15 protein-coding genes are annotated in these 16,916 nt (G+C 53.0%); 14 read left to right on the top strand and 1 reads right to left on the bottom strand.

The window, feature by feature from the left end; genetic code table 11:
• The first annotated feature begins 14 nt into the window (after positions 1 to 14).
• The 14 genes from JFN91_RS15545 to JFN91_RS15480 all read left to right on the top strand — a co-directional run bounded on the left by JFN91_RS15545 (position 15) and on the right by JFN91_RS15480 (position 15,210).
• The gene (locus tag JFN91_RS15545) at positions 15 to 542 is read left to right on the top strand and encodes an acyltransferase (protein ID WP_199390103.1); all 528 of its coding nucleotides are present in this window, start codon (positions 15 to 17) and stop codon (positions 540 to 542) included.
• The gene (locus JFN91_RS15540; RefSeq protein ID WP_199390102.1) at positions 505 to 1,623 is read left to right on the top strand and encodes a DegT/DnrJ/EryC1/StrS family aminotransferase; all 1,119 of its coding nucleotides are present in this window, start codon (positions 505 to 507) and stop codon (positions 1,621 to 1,623) included. Before JFN91_RS15545 ends, JFN91_RS15540 begins: the two co-directional genes overlap by 38 nt.
• 352 nt (positions 1,624 to 1,975) lie before the next feature.
• Positions 1,976 to 2,653, top strand: coding sequence for a lipid II:glycine glycyltransferase FemX (locus JFN91_RS22075; protein ID WP_236015197.1), 678 nt, complete (start codon positions 1,976 to 1,978; stop codon positions 2,651 to 2,653).
• A 21-nt stretch (positions 2,654 to 2,674) separates the two neighbouring features.
• A complete protein-coding gene (locus JFN91_RS15530) occupies positions 2,675 to 3,361 on the top strand; it encodes a polysaccharide biosynthesis/export family protein (RefSeq protein WP_199390100.1) in 687 nt (228 codons plus the stop codon).
• A 41-nt stretch (positions 3,362 to 3,402) separates the two neighbouring features.
• Positions 3,403 to 4,860 (top strand): GumC family protein, encoded by a 1,458-nt coding sequence (locus JFN91_RS15525; RefSeq protein ID WP_199390099.1) that lies wholly within the window; start codon positions 3,403 to 3,405, stop codon positions 4,858 to 4,860.
• Between the two features lie 9 nt (positions 4,861 to 4,869).
• Complete coding sequence (locus tag JFN91_RS15520) at positions 4,870 to 6,027, top strand: AAA family ATPase (protein WP_199390098.1); 1,158 nt, start codon at positions 4,870 to 4,872, stop codon at positions 6,025 to 6,027.
• A gap of 29 nt (positions 6,028 to 6,056) precedes the next feature.
• On the top strand, positions 6,057 to 6,785 hold the full coding sequence (locus JFN91_RS15515) for a P-loop NTPase family protein (RefSeq protein WP_199390097.1): 729 nt from the start codon (positions 6,057 to 6,059) through the stop codon (positions 6,783 to 6,785).
• A 36-nt stretch (positions 6,786 to 6,821) separates the two neighbouring features.
• Complete coding sequence (locus tag JFN91_RS15510; RefSeq protein WP_199390096.1) at positions 6,822 to 7,871, top strand: DUF354 domain-containing protein; 1,050 nt, start codon at positions 6,822 to 6,824, stop codon at positions 7,869 to 7,871.
• Positions 7,872 to 8,006: 135 nt separating this feature from the next.
• Positions 8,007 to 9,359: an oligosaccharide flippase family protein gene (locus JFN91_RS15505; protein WP_199390095.1), complete on the top strand. Its 1,353-nt coding sequence runs from the start codon at positions 8,007 to 8,009 to the stop codon at positions 9,357 to 9,359.
• 9 nt (positions 9,360 to 9,368) lie between these two features.
• Positions 9,369 to 10,655 carry a hypothetical protein gene (locus JFN91_RS15500; RefSeq protein WP_199390094.1) on the top strand — a complete coding sequence of 429 codons (1,287 nt, stop codon included), beginning with the start codon at positions 9,369 to 9,371 and terminating at the stop codon, positions 10,653 to 10,655.
• A gap of 33 nt (positions 10,656 to 10,688) precedes the next feature.
• Positions 10,689 to 11,831, top strand: a complete 1,143-nt coding sequence (locus JFN91_RS15495; protein WP_199390093.1) for a CapA family protein — start codon at positions 10,689 to 10,691, stop codon at positions 11,829 to 11,831.
• A 3-nt stretch (positions 11,832 to 11,834) separates the two neighbouring features.
• Positions 11,835 to 12,986, top strand: coding sequence for an ATP-grasp domain-containing protein (locus tag JFN91_RS15490; RefSeq protein ID WP_199390092.1), 1,152 nt, complete (start codon positions 11,835 to 11,837; stop codon positions 12,984 to 12,986).
• Positions 12,974 to 14,065 (top strand): glycosyltransferase family 4 protein, encoded by a 1,092-nt coding sequence (locus tag JFN91_RS15485; RefSeq protein ID WP_199390091.1) that lies wholly within the window; start codon positions 12,974 to 12,976, stop codon positions 14,063 to 14,065. Before JFN91_RS15490 ends, JFN91_RS15485 begins: the two co-directional genes overlap by 13 nt.
• On the top strand, positions 14,062 to 15,210 hold the full coding sequence (locus JFN91_RS15480; protein ID WP_199390090.1) for a GNAT family protein: 1,149 nt from the start codon (positions 14,062 to 14,064) through the stop codon (positions 15,208 to 15,210). The genes JFN91_RS15485 and JFN91_RS15480 overlap by 4 nt, the downstream gene beginning before the upstream one ends.
• A gap of 85 nt (positions 15,211 to 15,295) precedes the next feature.
• On the opposite strand, the gene JFN91_RS15475 is transcribed toward JFN91_RS15480, so the two are convergent.
• A complete protein-coding gene (locus JFN91_RS15475; protein WP_199390089.1) occupies positions 15,296 to 16,903 on the bottom strand; it encodes a polysaccharide lyase domain-containing protein in 1,608 nt (535 codons plus the stop codon).
• Positions 16,904 to 16,916 lie beyond the last annotated feature (13 nt).

Raw genomic sequence — 16,916 nt, 5'->3', positions numbered from 1 at the left:
AAAGGAGAAAACGGATGGCTGAAGACTTTGTAGCAGTTTCACCGGACGTCAAATTAGGCCAGCAAGTGAAGCTTGGAAAATTCATCAATCTCTACGGATGTACTATTGGAGACAACACCAAGATAGGCGCTTTCGTAGAAATTCAAAAGAATGCGAACGTTGGTAAAAACTGCAAGATATCGAGTCACACCTTTATCTGTGAAGGGGTGGACATTGAGGACAACGTCTTCATAGGCCACAATGTTACTTTCATAAATGATCTATACCCCAAAGCGACTAATGCATCGGGGGAGTTGAAGGTTGAAGCCGACTGGACCTGTGTCAGGACGACGATTAAAAAAAACGCGTCTATTGGGTCTAGCGTCACCTTACTGTGTGGGGTCACTGTCGGAGAAAATGCCATCGTAGGTGCCGGCAGTGTCGTCACCAAAGATGTTGCCTCCAACAGCATAGTAGCTGGTAATCCGGCAAGGGTATTACGGGTCATCCAAAAGGAGACAAGCGATGAAGGTGCCATTTCTCAATCTCAAAGTACAATATGATTCAATCGCAGAAGAGGTGCAACGCTCGATAGCGGAGGTGCTGTCACGGTGCGCATTTTCTGGCGGTCCCTACGTTGAAGCATTCGAAGAGGAGTTCGCCGCCTTTTGCGGAAGCAAATTTGCCGCGGGTGTGGGCAGTGGTACCGATGCACTCTGGCTGGCCCTCCTTGGGCTAGGAGTTCAACCTGGCGACGAGGTGATAACCGTCCCTAATAGCTTCATTGCGACTGCGGAGGCGATTTCCCTTTGTGGAGCCAGACCTATTTTCGTGGATGTGAAAGAAGACAGCTTTACAATGGATCCGGAGTTGTTGCCGCAGGCTATCACCAAACGGACGAAGGCTATCATACCCGTCCATCTCTATGGCCAAACTGCGGACATGGACCCAATCCTTTCCATAGCCGAACGTCATGGGATTGCAGTTCTTGAGGATGCATGTCAGGCACACGGGGCTGGGTATAAGGGGCGGCGAGCAGGCTCCCTTGGTCATGCGGCATGCTTTAGTTTTTACCCCGGGAAGAATTTAGGTGCCTATGGCGAAGCGGGTTGTGTCGTCACTAAAGACGAAGACTTGGCCAAGAAAATAAAGATGCTCCGGGACCATGGCCAATCTCGTAAGTACTATCATTCCGTCATCGGTATAAACGGCCGTATGGACGGTATACAAGGCGCCGTTCTTAGCCTGAAACTGAAGTACCTGGATTCGTGGAACAAACAACGTCGCGCTAACGCCTTGCTATACAAGAAAAAACTAGCTGGTGTGGCTACAGTCAAGGTGCCAAACGAGATGGAATATGCCCACCACGTCTATCACGTGTTTGCGGTTCGTTCGCAGCGTCGGGAACTGATGCGAAATTCTCTCCAACTGAGCGGAATCGACTGCGGTGTACACTATCCAGTACCAATTCATTTGCAGGAGGCTTATGCAGATCAGAAAGATCAGGCCGGGAAGTTTCCTGTGGCAGAGTTGTGCGCTCGGGAACTGCTTTCGCTTCCAATGTTTCCGGAACTCACCGAAAAAGAGGTCAATTTCATCTGCCAGGAAGTAGAGCATCACTCAAATGTACGGGACAAAGAGTAATCAATTTGTCGAAATAATAGATCCATGTCACCACTCAGGTTATTCAGACTGGATCGTTAGTTGTCGGGAGAGCACGATATTCCATTCTGCGCAGTGGGCGATGTTGCTAAATGAATCGTACGGGTATTGTCCGAAGTATTTCACCTTGAACCGAGGTGGGCAGATCAAAGGGTGTCTGCCGATCATCGAAGTCGATAGCATCATCACCGGGAAACGGGGGGTATCTGTCAGTTTTTCAGACCAATGTCACTCAGTAGTCAGTGATAAAACTGGTTTTAATCTGCTGTTGCAGAGCGTGCTAGACTACGGTCGGTCAAGACGATGGAGATATGTGGAATTCCGGGGTGAGAGCATGCTTCGTGACGAGACCCCTTACAAGAGGTTCGTACAACACACTCTGCCGCTGTTAAAAGATGAAGCCACCTTGCAAGGGCGATTGCGTAAAAGTGCAGCAAGAAACATTCTAAAAGCGTCTAAGGAAGGCGTGCAGGTTGAGATCAGCGATGAGCTAGATGAGGTCTTATCTTTTTATCGCTTGCACTGTCTGACTAGGAGGCGTCAAGGGCAGCCACCCCAGGCAAAGAAGTATTTTGTGCAACTGCATAAACATTTAATAGCCAAGGGGCTTGGATTTACGGCTCTTGCCCGACATGGCGAAAACATCATAGCGGGCCTTATTTGCCTTCATTATGGTAGCAATGCTATTTACAAGTATGGAGCGTCTGACGAGCAGTATCAGAGCCTTCGGGCTAACAATTTGTTGTTTTGGGAGATGATAAAGAAGTGCGCAAATGGGGGCTTCACAAGATTAAGTTTTGGCCGCACAGATTTAGAAAACAATGGGCTGATGATTTTTAAAGATGGATGGGGTGGGGAAAGGTCTGAACTATATTATTATCGGTACGATTTCCACAGTGAGACTTTCCTGCCACAGACAAAAGGGTTACACGGTTACGAGGAGTTATTCAAGAAACTGCCGATCTCGTTATTAAGACTTGTGGGGACTCTGGGGTATCGACATATGGGATAATTGTAGAGGGCGAGGCACTATATGGAATGGTTAAAGACTTTTATTTTGCTAGTTATCTTTGCTGCGTGGGGCTGTACATCGACTACTACCAGTAATAGGTTGCCTTTGCCGGTGGCCACCGCTGGGGCAGAAGTTAAATCCACGTACAGGATACAGCCAGGTGATCTGTTAGATGTCAAATTTTTTTACAACCCGGAATTAAATGAGCAAGTAGTGGTGCGGTCGGATGGGAAAATATCACTGCAACTTATCAATGAAGTAATAGCGGTGGGACTCACTCCGACAGAACTAACGCAGAGTCTGACAGCTGCATACACCAAGGAGATACTAGAACCTAAAGTGACCGTCATAGTTAGAACACCTGTTGCTGATAAAGTGTATGTGGACGGAGAGGTGAATAGAGCCGGAATGGTGACTATCAACGGAACCATTACGGCTGTACAATCGATTGCACAGGCCGGTGGTATGAAGGAAAGTGCAAACCCTAAGACGGTAATGGTTATAAGAAGAGACTCTCGTAATGAAATAAGCACAATATCTTTGAATATAGAAGAAATTAGACGAAACGGCGAGGGTGACGTGTTGCTGCAACCGAATGACATCGTCTACGTTCCGAGGTCTTCGATCTCTGATATCAACACCTGGATAGACTTGTACATAAGGAAAAACGTACCGTTGCCAATCGGCTTGGGCTATAGCATCAGGTAGATGTCGCCAAACTGTGGAAGGTGATAAGAGGGTGAATAGTCATGGAAATGGATAGCCGTCAGGTGCTGGTCAATACGAAGACCGCGGTTCGCTACGTAGGGCTGGTTTTCAAAAATAAGAGGATACTCGTAACCTCATTTATTGTTGTTTTCATGCTCGCAGTGTTTGTGGCACTGCTGATTCAGCCACTTTACGAGGCAAAGTCTACAGTCCTTATAAAGATGGGACGCGAGTATCTTGCGAGGCCTGAAATTGGAGAGAGAATTGCCGCGCCTACAATGGCAATCAACCAAGACGGGCTGATCAGCTCCGAACTCCAAATTCTTTCTAGTAAAGAGCTTAGGGATAAGGTGGTTAAGGAAATCTCTGCATTTAAGCTTTATCCGGATTTGATAACAATGACAGACGTAAATATTGAAGATCTGGCGGAAACTAGACTCGAAAGAACTCTGAAATTAAATAAGGTAAAAAACTCAAATGTCATCGAAATTGCCTACGAACATGCTGACCCCGAAATAGCTGCAAAGGTCGTTAACTCATTCGTCGATTACTTTAGGGATAAACATCTGCAGGTTTTTCGTGAGCCTCAGTCAACCTTCTTGCAGCAACAGCTCGAAATGTACACGGAGAAGTTAAGGACCTCAGAACAAGACCTAGAGGCATTCAAAAGTGAAAACGATGTGTATTCATTAGGAGAACAAAGGACCCTTTTGCTTCAACAGAAACAAGAACTCGACGCTGCCTTGAAAAGTAATGATAACCAAATACGCGAGTTGCAAAAAAAAGTTGCCGTTCTTAAAAGCCAATTGCATACGGTTTACAAAAGCCGTGATTCATATGTCCCACCCGAAAGAAGCCTGGATATTCAGGATGCTAAAGCGAAACTATTGGGTTTGTTGCTCGAAGATCAGCGCTTGTCCAAAAAATATACACCATCGAGCAAATTAATAATCAATTCCAAAAATGAAATTGAGATTGTGAAAAACTATATTAACGAACTTGAAGCAGACGCTAACAATAAGGCAAAAACTGGTAACCAAGTTTACCTTGATCTGTATAAAGATTTTTTGGCTTCAAGTGCCACCCTTCAAGCATCAGTGGCGAAAGGGACGAGTGTTAGGGCTCAGTTGCAGGAGATAAAGAACAGCTTGGCAAGCATCAATAGGGGCGAACAACGGCTTGAAAGTCTTAAAAGAGAAAAGGCAATGAATGAAAAAAACTATCAGAATTACTTAGATCGTGTAGAAGAGTCCCGGATGCTGGAAGAGATGAACAGGCAGAAACTAGCTAACATTAGCGTCATCCAAACCGCAGCTGTTCCAGTCGTCCCTTCTACATCCAGTAGACTAAAAATAATAGCGCTCGGGTTTGTCTCCGGGATCTTTGTAGCCATCGGCGCGGTTTTGCTGAAGGAGAAATCTGATCAGACCTTCTCAACCCCTGAGAAGGTTGAACTGGTCTCAGGACTGCCAGTATTCGTATCGATACCTTACAACTAGAGGCAACGTATGTACTTGAAATACTTTCAATTTAGTAGGGAGCCCTTCAATATAACTCCCGATCCGGAATTTTTTTTCTTGAGCTCTGCTCATAAAGAAGCGCTCGCCTCAATTATCTATGGAGTAGAGCAAAAAAAGGGATTCGTTTTGGTGGTCGGCGAAATCGGAGTCGGAAAGACCACCGTCGTCCGTTCATATCTAAGCCACATAGATCCGTCTAAACTTACCTCTGTGTACGTGTTAAACCCCATGCTTTCTTTCTCCAATCTGCTGAAGCAAATATGCCGGGAGGTTGGTCTGGCATCGAACACGAGAAGCAGCTTTGAGATGCTTGACGAGCTGCATCGCTACTTAGTGGACGAATTTAAGGGAGGACGCAATATAGTTATAATCATTGATGAAGCCCAAAATATGCCCGTGGACACACTTGAGAACTTGAGGATGCTGTCCAACATAGAGACTTCCAGAGAGAAATTGATACAGATCGTTTTCATTGCACAACCCGAGTTCGAGAAGACCTTGAGCCTTCCAGAACTCAAGCAACTTAAACAAAGGATTTCTGTTAAGGCGGTCATTTCACCATTAGACCCTGCTTCGGGTGTCGCTTATATTCGATCGCGACTTGCTAAAGCTGCTGCTTTGGAGTCGGTGCCATTCACAGCGGCTGCGTTGAAAGACATTGTTCGCCTAGCCCAAGGTATTCCGAGGGTAATAAACATATTGTGTGACAACTGCCTGATCAATGCCTATGGGTGCGGCCAGAAGGTCGTCAATTCGGCCATGGTGAGAAGTGTTGCCAGGGAATTTGGTATCAAAGGCTACCAACTTTACAAGTGCTCCATAGCTGCTGCCGTAGCAGTGCTTTTTGCTGTTTGTGGGCTTTCTTTTTACCCCTTTCCACACATGACGAAATCTTCTCGTTTCCTTGCCGTTCCTGAGACTAAAGTTGTCTTGGCAGAGAAACTGGTTTCGTCGCCGGAGCGGCAGGCTTATGTTGTCAGGGTAGTCCAGCGGGGAGACACCTTGGCGAAACTGGTAACGCAGGCCTATGGGCGAGCAGATAAAGGGACGATGCTGCTGGTTAGGAAAGCGAATCCGACAATAACTGATGAAAACGTTATAGTGGAGGGGGCGCGCCTGAGGTTTCCAATATTGAGTGAACCTTGAAACCTGGGGGCAGCGCCAAGGAGACTCCGATGAGCAACATATTCGATGCTCTTGAGCAAGCACGGCGTGAGCGGCATAAGAATGATGCATCGTCAACGGATGTAGTGGAAGGTGTTTCTAACAACTACTCAAACATCGCCAGCTCCTGCTCGGATAGCACAACAGATGCTGAGGTAGCAGAGATGTTCACGCGGTTCCAGGAACAAGCAGATGGTGTAGGGTTGATATTGCAGTTGATCTCATCTCACGCAGGGGAAGGGGTTTCTTCCGTTGCACGGAGGTTCGCCTCCGTGTCCTCAAGGGTGCTAAACAAAGCGGTATTGCTCGTGAAGCTTATAGAAGGCACCGCTGAAACAGATAAGCAACTTTCTTCCCAACCGAAGTGGCAAGAAGTCCTTGATGGAAACGAAGGTCAAGATCTTAAAGCTAAAAACAGGGAGGGGGTAACGGAGGTTCATGTCATCTTCGATCTTTGCTCCAAACAACTGAAACAAGACTCGAGTGTGCTAAGCAAGGCTAGGAGCATGTATGACATAATCCTGTTTGACATGCCGTCTTTTGCTACTCAGCCTTCCGGTGTGGAGCTGACACGCTATGCCGATGTAGTCATAATAGTATTGGAAAGTGAAAAAACCAAAGCATTTGCATTGCAGTCATTGAAAGAAAAGATAAGTCATAACTCAGAGGCTTTAATTGGTGTAGTTTTGAACAAACGGTGCTTCCATATTCCGAATATGCTGTATGCAAAGCTGCATTGAAATATTGACACAAACTTCTAAGAGTAAGGAACGAGGATGGAAACTTATAAAAAGAAGATCTGGATTGATTTGGATAATTCGCCTCATGTCCCCTTTTTCAAGCCGATCGTAGAAGAACTCGAGAAAAGGGGGTACAGCTTTACCATTACTGCAAGGGACTGCTTCCAAGTATGTGGTCTCGCAGATCTGCTGCGATTGCCCTACAATAGGATTGGAAGGCACTATGGTAAGAATAGGGTCATGAAGATTATCGGCTTGGCCATCAGAGCCCTCCAACTCGCCCCAACGGTGCTCAGTGAGAAACCGGTACTGGCCTTGTCACATGGCTCGCGCTCGCAGTTGATCATTGCTCGTTTGCTTGGTGTCCCCTCCACATTGATTTTCGATTATGAGCATGCGCAGTGGCTTCCATTTGCCTATCCTGACACAGTAATTGTGCCAGAGGTGATACCCAATGATGCTATCAAACAGAGGTTCAGTCGTATCGGCAGGTATCCCGGGATAAAGGAGGACGTGTACGTTCCGCGGTTCAAGCCACTGAGTGGGATCTTGGCGGAGTTAGGAATTACCAGTGAGGAGGTTGTGGTAACTATTCGGCCGCCAGCAACCGAGGCACATTACCACCGACCGCAAAGTGATGAGCTTTTTTCTGCAGTCATGCAGCGACTCACGGCGTTGCCCGACACCCGTCTCATCGTGCTGCCGCGTAACGCTGATCAGGAGGCGACCGTCCGGGTCGCATGGAGTAAGCTGATTTCTAATGGTAAAATTATTATTCCTTCAAAGGTCATTGACGGTCTAAATCTGATCTGGCACTCCGACATTGTCATAAGCGGCGGCGGAACAATGAACAGGGAAGCCGCAGCACTCGGAGTCCCTGTATATAGCATCTTCCGCGGCCAAATGGGTATCGTTGACGAATATCTTGCAAGTTGCGGACGTCTGGTGCTGCTACAAAGCATAGACGACATCGAAAACAAGTTGCAGATCTGCAAATGGAACCGCCCCGCGCACCCTGGCAGCGATAGTCCCGAGGCCTTGGGAACGATAATCGATGAACTGGTCAGCATCATGGAACACCGCTAAGATTGTGCCTGCAGTTGAACTGTCTTTGTCGCCCCGTGTCACATCAAGCCCTTGTAGTGCGGTAATCCATCGGGTTATCCTCGGTTGTATCTTATTCTTCTACCTCAAATACAGCACCCCAGATAGAGGTCAGACATGTGGCAACTACGAGGAAGTCTATCCCGAATTCTGGACAAGTACTTGCCGGCGCAGTCGCTGAAAAAGAGACTGGCCATCGGTATGTCCTGGGTTACTGCAGGATCCCTTTTCAGGCAAATAAGCAACTTCCTGGCTGTCATCATAGTGGCACGGGTCATCGGGATGTCCGACTTCGGCAAATTGGCTGTCATCCAAAGCACGGTGTTGATGATCTCGAGTTTTGGACAGGCAGGGATAGGGCTTTCTACTGCGAAGTACATCGCCAGCAACAGGGTATCCGACCCCCAACGAACAGGGCGTATTATTGGCTTCACCCTTGCCTTTGTGGGGGGGGTCTCACTAGCCATAGGCCTGCTTGTCGTAAGTTGCTCACATCTTCTTGCTGACAAGTTGCTCCCCGGGCGCGACATCGCCGGCGATTTGAGTCTCAGCTCAGTTTGGATGATGTTCGAGATCATAAGCCTGATCCAGTTTCGCATGCTCGCTGGTCTCGAATCTTTCCGGAGTTGCGCTACCATTACCTCCTGCCAGGGAGTCCTGTTGCCGATTGTGTGGGTTACCTCCCATTACGGCGGAGTCACCGGGGCCGTTCTTGGCTATTCTGCTGTCAGCATTATCGGCTGCCTGGTCGGTCAGGTCATGCTCCAGAAGGAATGCCAGCGCCTGGGGGTCCCGATCACGTACCGCAAGGCTTGGGGGGAACGGTCGATCCTCAGAATGTCGACCATGGTCTGGCTCAGCGAGATCGCCATGAACGCCACGAATTGGGCAGTGGGCATTCTCCTTGCCCGCCGCCCGGATGGATTGGCGGAGTATGCCATCTTCAACGCTGCCAGCAGATACCAGAACGTGCTGGCTTTCCTTCCAACGCGTATTTTTCATGTCTCTCTACCTGTTTTGGCCAACCTGCAGGCAGAAGGTAACCGGCACGGCTTCACCAGGGCTTTGGTAGGTTTGGGCGTGATAAGCCTGTTGGTCACTGCCGCGGGGGCATCGCTTCTCATGTTGTTCCCTGACATCTTGATGTCCTGGTACGGCAAAGGGTTTGGAGCCGGAAGCGATGTGCTGGGGGTCGTCGCGGTGCTGTGTGTCGCAACTTCGGTCTGGACGGTTGCCAGTGCAGGGCTATGGGCGGCCGAACAGTCCAGACAAATGCTTGGCCTTGACCTGTTACGAGGGAGCATCCTAGTCCTTCTATGCATGGCAGGGGGCGCTACTACTGCCCGGGGACTGGCTCTGGCTCACCTGGTCAGCTATTCCGCTGGAGGAATCCTGCTTGTCTGGGTGTTGTACCGCTATCTGCGACAGCCCTGGTCGGCGGACCAACCGGCTGTCAGGGCCGACCTTTGAGAGGATGCCATGCTTGTCAGAGCCGTTGAACAACGATGTGAAAGGAGACCCTGTTCGGCCGGCAGCCTTGGGTTGGTGCCGTTGTTAAGCGCCGCCGGCCTGTTAGGAGCGTGGGCGGCTTGGGTGGTGACCGCTCAATCCATCGGAACGACCGCTGGTGAGGGGGTCGTCGGCCCCGGAGAGAAATCTGCGCTGTACTACCTTGCCCACGGCCTGGGACTTCTCTGCGTCCTTGCCGCAGGCACCATTGCTGCCGCCAAGGGGCAGTACCGTAGGCTCGATCCAGCCACGAGGTGTATTTTTTGGATTTTGCAGCTTACAGCCATACTCTGGGCGCTGGCTTCCTACGGTGTTGCCGACTACACCAGCTTCAAGGCCTTTGGTGCCACAGGGCCCTTTGTTTGGTTCTCCACCGTCTTAATATTTGCCGGCATGGACAAGAGGGTCTGGCCCATTGTTGATAAGGTCGTCTTTGGAGCCTCAATGGTCAGCGCCTGTCTGGCAACAGTTTCGATAGCCACCACTCATCGTGACATAACCCAGCGCTGGCTTTCTACACCGGTCTATTACATGGTGTTATTGATGTGGTACGGTGGCTGGACCCTGTTCAGCTTTACCCGCTACCAAAAGGTGAACCACTTCTGGCGTTTCATCCCCTACGTAGTTTTCATCTGCCTGGCAGTCTTTACTAAGACCAGATCCTGGTTTCTGATGTCCTTCTTCCTTCTGATGTCCTTTTTTTGGCTGAACAAGCCGGCCGGAGGCAAAGAGAGGAGCTTCTTGGCCCACCGTCTGAAGTCCCTGCTCGTTCTGCTCGTCGCCCTCTCCATGCTGGGATTCTTCCTCCAGGATTTGCTTGTCGGCGCTTTCATGGATTTTCAGGACAGGGCTCTCCAGGACACCCGGTCGGGGCAGTACGTCGACTTCTTCGCAGACGTGCCGCTCTCGGATCTGGTACTGGGGAGGGGCCCTAACGGAACCTGGGACTGGAACGGCAAAGATTACCAATATTTCGATAATGCTGTGTTGTGGATGGCCTTTATCGGTGGGGTACCGACGGCGCTGTCGTACCTAGCATTGATAATTTTGCCGGGTCTGAGGTGCCTTGGGTCGGAATCGCTCGAGATCAATGCTGCGGCGGTCCTGTTACTCTTGTGGGGACTTGCCTGTATCGGTTTCAGCACCTATTCCAACCCCTCGCTTACCCCTTATTCATACCTGTTGTGCCTTCTGGCCGGCCGTTGCCTGGGCTTTTTGGCGGAGCGGCGCGGCAATCCCCATGCCAACACCTCGTAAGACGCAGCCACCCCTGGTACGGAGGGCCTCGACATGGTCGAGATCGTCATCGGCGGTGATGTCTGTCCCATCAACCGCAACGCTGGTACATTTCATGGCGGCGATGCCTCCGGCCTTTTCAGCGACCTACTCACCGAGTTCCGGCGCGCCGATCTTGCCGTCGTCAATCTTGAGTGTCCGTTGATTGAGGGGGGGCGGTCGGTTGCCAAGGTCGGTCCGACGTTACGGGCTGAGCCGGTAGGAATAGTCTCCCTAAGCAAGGCGCACATAGGTGTCGTCAATCTCGCCAATAACCACATCCTCGACTACGGTGCCGCAGGGTTGCTGAGTACTAGATCAGCCTGTGCCCGCGCAGGGATTGCGGTCGTTGGAGTCGGTGCCGATGAGCGGGAGGCCAGGCGGCCCATCATTCGCGAAGTCGGAGGGGTCAGAGTCGGGCTGCTGGCCTATGCCGAAAGCGAGGCCGTCACTGCCGGCGTGCAAACCGGCGGGGTGAGCGTGTTGAACCTAGCAGAGTACGTAAGGTCGCTGCGTCTTCGCCGCAATTGGTTCGACTCCCTGATCGTGTTGCTTCATGCCGGGGTCCAGCACTACCCCTATCCGAGCCCGATGCTGCAGGAGACCTGTCGCTTCATGGTTGAGGAGGGGGCCGACATCGTGGTCTGCCAGCACTCCCATTGTCCGGGAGCGGTGGAAAAGTACCAGAAGGGTCACATTGTCTACGGTCAGGGCAACCTGCTTTTCGACCGCTACCCTCATCGCAGCGGCAGTTTCTACCACGGGTTTTTGGTCCGGGTGCTGCTTGAGGCAGGGCTTCCCGCGAGGGTGGAACTCGTCCCGTACCACCAGTCAGACCAGTTGCCCGGCGCCAGGAGGATGGGGGCGCCTCAGGCCGAGCGGTTTCTGGCCGAGGTCCGGGAGATAAGTGCCCGGGTTCAGGATGTGGAGTTTGTGCGCGAGCAATGGCACCAGCTGTGCGAAAGAAAAAGGTACGACTTGTACAGCACGCTGAACGGCCATGGCAGGGTCGCCAGGTTTCTCAACCGCAGGTTGCGTTTCAGCGACTGGTGCTTTGACAAGACCAGGTTGTTGAACCTGCATCATCTGATCTCCTGCGATTCCCACAGGGAGGCGCTGGAGACTCTTCTTGCCATCGATCTCGAGGTCAGGAGGTGAAAGATGAACCGGTTCTGCCTCCATGTTATGACTTTTTTGAAACAAAATCGAATGCTCCGGCCCTTGCGCCGTTACATCCAGAAACATTTGGACCTTGTGGAGTTAAGGACCTGCAGCAGGATGCTAGAGGTCCAGGAGGAAGAATGTCCTAAGTGCGATTACGAGCCGGCGTACCCCTATACTCTGGGAATCCTCAAGGAGTTCTGGCACGGCCACAGGCACTACGTAAAGGCCTGCCACGAGCTTAAAGTGCGCTACCAGGTGCTCGATATTACGGGGCCGGACTGGCAGGAAGAAATGCAGCAGTCAGGGTGCGACGTTTACCTGGTGCTGCCTTCGGTTAACTTCAGCAACTGGAAGCAGATGTACGACGAGCGGGTGCGGGTCATTTCCGAGGACCTAGGCATGTCGATCTTCCCGTCTTATTCCGCATTGTGGATGTGGGAAAGCAAGAGGCGCACCTTTTATTGGCTTAAGGCTAATAGTATCAGCCACCCCAGGACCTGGGTTTTCTACGATCGCAGTCAGGCGTTGGAGTTCGCCTCCCGTACCAAGTTACCTGTGGTCTTCAAGAGCAACATGGGCTCGGGAGCCTCCGGGGTCATCATCTTCGAACGGCGCAGCCAGCTCTGCAAGCACATCTCTCGCTGCTTCTGCAAGGGGTACACAAATGAGAGGCGCGGCCCCAACGATCGTGAGGTCGGCAGCGTGCTGTTTCAGGAATACCTCCCGAACCTCAGGGAGTGGCGCGTGGTGCGCATCGGCCCGTCTTATTTTGCTTTCGAAAAAGTCCGGTCGGGCCGTTTTCACAGCGGGTCACACCTGCGCTCATACGGCATGCCGCCGGCAGGGTTGCTGGATTTTGCCCGCGCCGTATTCGATGCCGGTGGGTTCACCAGTCTGAGCCTGGATGTCTTCATCACTGAAGACGGCAGGTTTCTGGTCAATGAACTGCATACCTACTTCGGAATTTTGAACAACCACGAGATGTGCATGGTCGACGGGATTCCCGGGCGGATGCTTCATGAACCACCTGCTGGCTGGAGGTTCGAGGCCGGTGACTTCTGTGGCAACTATCTGTACAACCAGCGTGTTCTGTGCGTCCTGGACTCGCTGCACCAAAGGGATCAGGCGGGTGCGTTATGGCCACAATAAGCCGCAAGCCTCAAGTTCTCATCATGTGTCCGCCGCCGGAGCAAAACGGCGGCGTCGCCAACTACTACTCCCTCGTTAGCAGGCACTTCCGCTCCGATGCGCTACAGCTGTCTTTCTTCTACACCGGGAGCCGGTCCGCCGCCAGTGGGGGAGGGCGGCCCTTGCAGCCGCTGGTCGACCTCGCCGCCCTGCGGCGAACGTTGCCGCAGCATGACCTGGTGGTGCTGAACCCGTCCCTTGATCCGAAGTCCCTGATCCGGGACGGCGTCTATCATCTGGCGGCGAGGCTGACGGGAAGAAAAACCATCGTTTTCTTCCGAGGATGGTCGCCTAAGTGGGAAGAGGTCATCGACCGCTACGCGCGGGGGGTGTTCAGGCGCGTCTTTGCCGCAGACCGCCTGGTGGTTCTCTGCAGCCGTTTCGGGGAGAAGTTGGCTCGATGGGGGGTCCCGCCCCAGGCTATCGTGCAGGAGACCACAACCTACGAGCACCACGAATGCGAGCCCGCGAACGATCCACGTTGCATCGTCTACCTCTCCAGGTTTGCCCGCGGCAAGGGAGGGCTCACCGCGATCCAGGTGGTGGAATACCTGCTCCCCCGTTTTCCCGGATTGAAACTTTACATGGTGGGGGACGGGGAGTTGCGTGAGGACCTGGTCGCCTATGTGCAAAGTCGGGGGCTGACGGCTCAGGTGTCATTCACGGGCTGGCTGGCGGGTGAGGAGAAATACCGGTTGCTGTCCCGGTGCGGTATCATGCTCTTTCCCACTGACTACGGCGAGGGAATGCCTAACGCCCTGGTGGAGGGGATGGGGATGGGGATGCCCATCGTGAGCCGGCCTGTCGCGGGTATTGCCGACATCATAGCCGACGGCGAAAACGGCTTCCTGGTCCCCTCGCTTGATCCGGCTGATTTTGCCAATCGGGTCGCACGTTTGCTTGAAGACCGGGAGCTTTGGTTAGAGATGTCGCAGCGCAACAGAGTGATCGGGCGCGAGCGCTTCTCCATAACCAGCGTGGTCGGGAGGCTGGAATCGCTCTACCTCGACCTGCTGCGCCAGGAAAGGGGGGGGCTATGAAGCGCGAGGATGCTGCCGCCAAAAGCTTCGACCATGCCTTCGATAGGCTCTACGGCTATTGCCGTGCCTGCGGCTACCAGGGATGGGACAATTTTGACGGACTCAACTCAGTGCTGTTCCACAACTCCCTGCTGTACCGGTCGCCGTTGCTGCGGCTGGCTTGGACCCAGCTGTTCAAAAGAAGTCCCGTTAACCTCCGGGGGGTGACGGGGGTCCCGAAAGGCTACAACCCCAAGGGCTTGGCCCTTTTCATAACCGGCCTGGTCGCCAAGGATAGGTTTGAGGAGGCCGGGCAGTTGGTGCGGCTGCTGCTGGGTATGACTTGCTCCGGCTATTCCGGGATCTCTTGGGGGTACAACTTCGACTGGCAGTCGCGCAACTTCCTTACCCCGGTGGGGACGCCCAACGCGGTGACGACAGTTTTCGTGTCCAACGCCATGCTTGATTTTCATGCCGCCACCGGCGAGGAGAGCGCGCTCGAGGCGGCCTTAGGAGGGTGTCGTTTTCTGCTCGACCACCTGGTCCTTTTCGAGGACGGCACCACCATGTGCTTTGGGTACATGCCTGGGAACGCCACGCGGGTGCACAATGTCAACATGCTATCCGCCGCGCTCCTGGCGCGGGTCGCGCGCCTGACCGGGAACCGGGTGTACCTGGAGAAGTCACGCAAGGCGATGCGCTACTCGGTGAAGGCGATGCGCCCCGACTACTCCTGGGCCTACGGAGAAAGTCCCTTCCAGCAGTTCATCGACAGTTTTCACACCGGCTTCAATCTCGTTTCGCTGAAAAGGTGGATGCAGTTTGCCGAGGAACAGACCTGGGAAAAGGAACTGCGCAAGGGGTATCAGTACTACCTGGACCACTTCTGGCTGCATGACGGTTGCCCGAAGTACTATCACGACTCTCTCTATCCCATCGACATCCACTGCTCCGCCCAGGGCATCCTCACCTGCCTGGAACTCTCCGCGCACAGCGAAGAGAGCCTCCCCCTGGCGGAACAGATCGCCCGCTGGGCCGTGGAGCATATGCAGGACGGGACGGGATACTTCTACTACCAGAAGTACCGGGCATTCACTAACAAGATCCCCTACATCCGCTGGTCGCAGGCCTGGATGTTCTGCGCATTGTCGCACCTGACCGCTTAGGCCGGCTGCACGCAATGAAAAGAAGGGAGCAGCGGTATCGGCCGCTGCCCCCTTCTTGCGTCGGTTCCGGCTGGAGCCGTACCCGCTAGTTGGTGAACTGCAGGTTGAGCGGCTGGGCCACGACCTGCTGGTACTCGATGGCGCCGATATCGGGCTTGCTCCCTTTGTAGGGCATGCTGACCGCGTCGCCGGTCTTGAAGGTCACGCTCTGGTTCAACGTGATCTGATGGGTGGAGCGGTTGATCGCCGTGATGGTGGCGGTGTAGTTTCCGACCATGATGGTATCGCCCGCGGTGAGCCCCATGCCGTCCGAGAAGTAGCCGTCGTCGGCGACGGTGATTACCGAGCCGCTGCCGCCGGCGCTGGTCACCTTGGTCAGGAAGTCCCCGGCATCGATGCAGGGAGAGCCGATCTGCGGCTTGTAGGTCGAGTCCAGCATCGGCGCGGTCTGCAGGTTGCTCTTGAAGTGAGTGGGGTCGGCCGCCTGGATGTCGGCTACCGTGCCGTATTTACCCTGAACGTTCATGATGGCGCTGGTGCCGGTTTTGAAGAACAGGTTGTTGGAGAAGAAGTTGTCGTAGATGACGCTGTTCTTCTGGATCCACAGCTGATAGGTGTCCAGGTTGTTATAGACCGCATTGTTCTTGAAGTAGTTGTTGTAGGCGGTCGCCCCGCTGTCGCCGTTGGTAGCGATGACGATGGGGTACTTTGTGATGTTGGTGATCGTGTTGTTGTAGACCCGGTTGCCGATGGCGACGTTGGGCGGGTCGGTGTTGTAGGCGTAGACCTCCATGCCCAGACCGCTGGAAGTGCTGGTCGTGTTGTCCCGCAGGATGTTGTAGCGGATGATGTTGTTCTGCGACACCGCCTTGAAGGTGCGGGGGAGGTTGGCATCGTAGCTCGTGCTCTTGCCGCCGTAGACGGTGTTTTTCTCCACCACGTTGTTGCTCGACCCGGACTGCAGCCCCATTGTGGCACCCTGCGGGTTGTAGATTGTGTTCCCTTGAATGAGGTTATAGTTGCAGCTGTAGGTTGGGTAGGTCGAGTCGAACCCTTCCAGGGAGAGCGAGTAGTGGGTAGCCGCACCGATATTGTTGTTCCTGATGATGTTGTAGTTGGCATTCCTTCTCAGGTTGACTGCATCGGACTGTCTGCTGGTGGTCAGGTGTGCGATATTGCAACCGCTGATCTCGTTGTGGTGCGAGTTCAGCAGCATGTACAGCGCCGCCCAGGTCGAGTTACTGGGGTCAGCGATGATGTCGCAGTTCCTGAGCACGATGTGGTGCGAGGTCAGGATGGTGGCGGGGCTGTCCGTACTGCCGTTTCGAAACGCGATGTTCTGAGCGGTAATGTACGACTTGCTGGAGGCGTAAAAACCTCGGATCAACGGCTTGTTACCGGTGCCGTAGGCCCCGTAGCTTACCGGAGAGCCGCTGGTACCCGATGAAGGCTTCAACAGGGTGTCCCAACTCCCCCCGCACTTGAAGAGGATCTGGTCCCCCGGGTAAAAGGACATGCCGTTTACTTTGGTTACCGTTTTCCACGGAGCGGTGCTGCTGCCGGCGTTGCTATCGGAGCCCGCGACGGAGTCGACGTAGTAGGTCGATGCGGAGGCCACTGTGGCGCTAAAACAAAGAATCACTGCTGCCGCTACTGCTATCTTCTTGCCGAATAACGTTACTTTTGACGTCATATACCTTCCTTTG

Source organism: Geomonas anaerohicana (assembly GCF_016458305.1).
Taxonomy (GTDB): Bacteria; Desulfobacterota; Desulfuromonadia; order Geobacterales; family Geobacteraceae; genus Geomonas; species Geomonas anaerohicana.
Note: the sequence above shows the minus strand (reverse complement) of the source record. Positions and strands in the feature narration are given on the sequence as shown.

What these genes read in the sequence shown, in the direction of transcription:
- JFN91_RS15480 (WP_199390090.1), top strand. Translation starts at nt 14,062, where the DNA reads ATGAAGCGCGAGGATGCTGCCGCCAAAAGCTTCGACCATGCCTTCGAT.
- JFN91_RS15530 (WP_199390100.1), top strand. Translation starts at nt 2,675, where the DNA reads ATGGAATGGTTAAAGACTTTTATTTTGCTAGTTATCTTTGCTGCGTGG.
- JFN91_RS15495 (WP_199390093.1), top strand. Translation starts at nt 10,689, where the DNA reads ATGGTCGAGATCGTCATCGGCGGTGATGTCTGTCCCATCAACCGCAAC.
- JFN91_RS15475 (WP_199390089.1), bottom strand. Translation starts at nt 16,903, where the DNA reads ATGACGTCAAAAGTAACGTTATTCGGCAAGAAGATAGCAGTAGCGGCA.
- JFN91_RS15515 (WP_199390097.1), top strand. Translation starts at nt 6,057, where the DNA reads ATGAGCAACATATTCGATGCTCTTGAGCAAGCACGGCGTGAGCGGCAT.
- JFN91_RS22075 (WP_236015197.1), top strand. Translation starts at nt 1,976, where the DNA reads ATGCTTCGTGACGAGACCCCTTACAAGAGGTTCGTACAACACACTCTG.
- JFN91_RS15540 (WP_199390102.1), top strand. Translation starts at nt 505, where the DNA reads ATGAAGGTGCCATTTCTCAATCTCAAAGTACAATATGATTCAATCGCA.
- JFN91_RS15510 (WP_199390096.1), top strand. Translation starts at nt 6,822, where the DNA reads ATGGAAACTTATAAAAAGAAGATCTGGATTGATTTGGATAATTCGCCT.
- JFN91_RS15545 (WP_199390103.1), top strand. Translation starts at nt 15, where the DNA reads ATGGCTGAAGACTTTGTAGCAGTTTCACCGGACGTCAAATTAGGCCAG.
- JFN91_RS15485 (WP_199390091.1), top strand. Translation starts at nt 12,974, where the DNA reads ATGGCCACAATAAGCCGCAAGCCTCAAGTTCTCATCATGTGTCCGCCG.
- JFN91_RS15500 (WP_199390094.1), top strand. Translation starts at nt 9,369, where the DNA reads ATGCTTGTCAGAGCCGTTGAACAACGATGTGAAAGGAGACCCTGTTCG.
- JFN91_RS15520 (WP_199390098.1), top strand. Translation starts at nt 4,870, where the DNA reads ATGTACTTGAAATACTTTCAATTTAGTAGGGAGCCCTTCAATATAACT.
- JFN91_RS15490 (WP_199390092.1), top strand. Translation starts at nt 11,835, where the DNA reads ATGAACCGGTTCTGCCTCCATGTTATGACTTTTTTGAAACAAAATCGA.
- JFN91_RS15525 (WP_199390099.1), top strand. Translation starts at nt 3,403, where the DNA reads ATGGAAATGGATAGCCGTCAGGTGCTGGTCAATACGAAGACCGCGGTT.
- JFN91_RS15505 (WP_199390095.1), top strand. Translation starts at nt 8,007, where the DNA reads ATGTGGCAACTACGAGGAAGTCTATCCCGAATTCTGGACAAGTACTTG.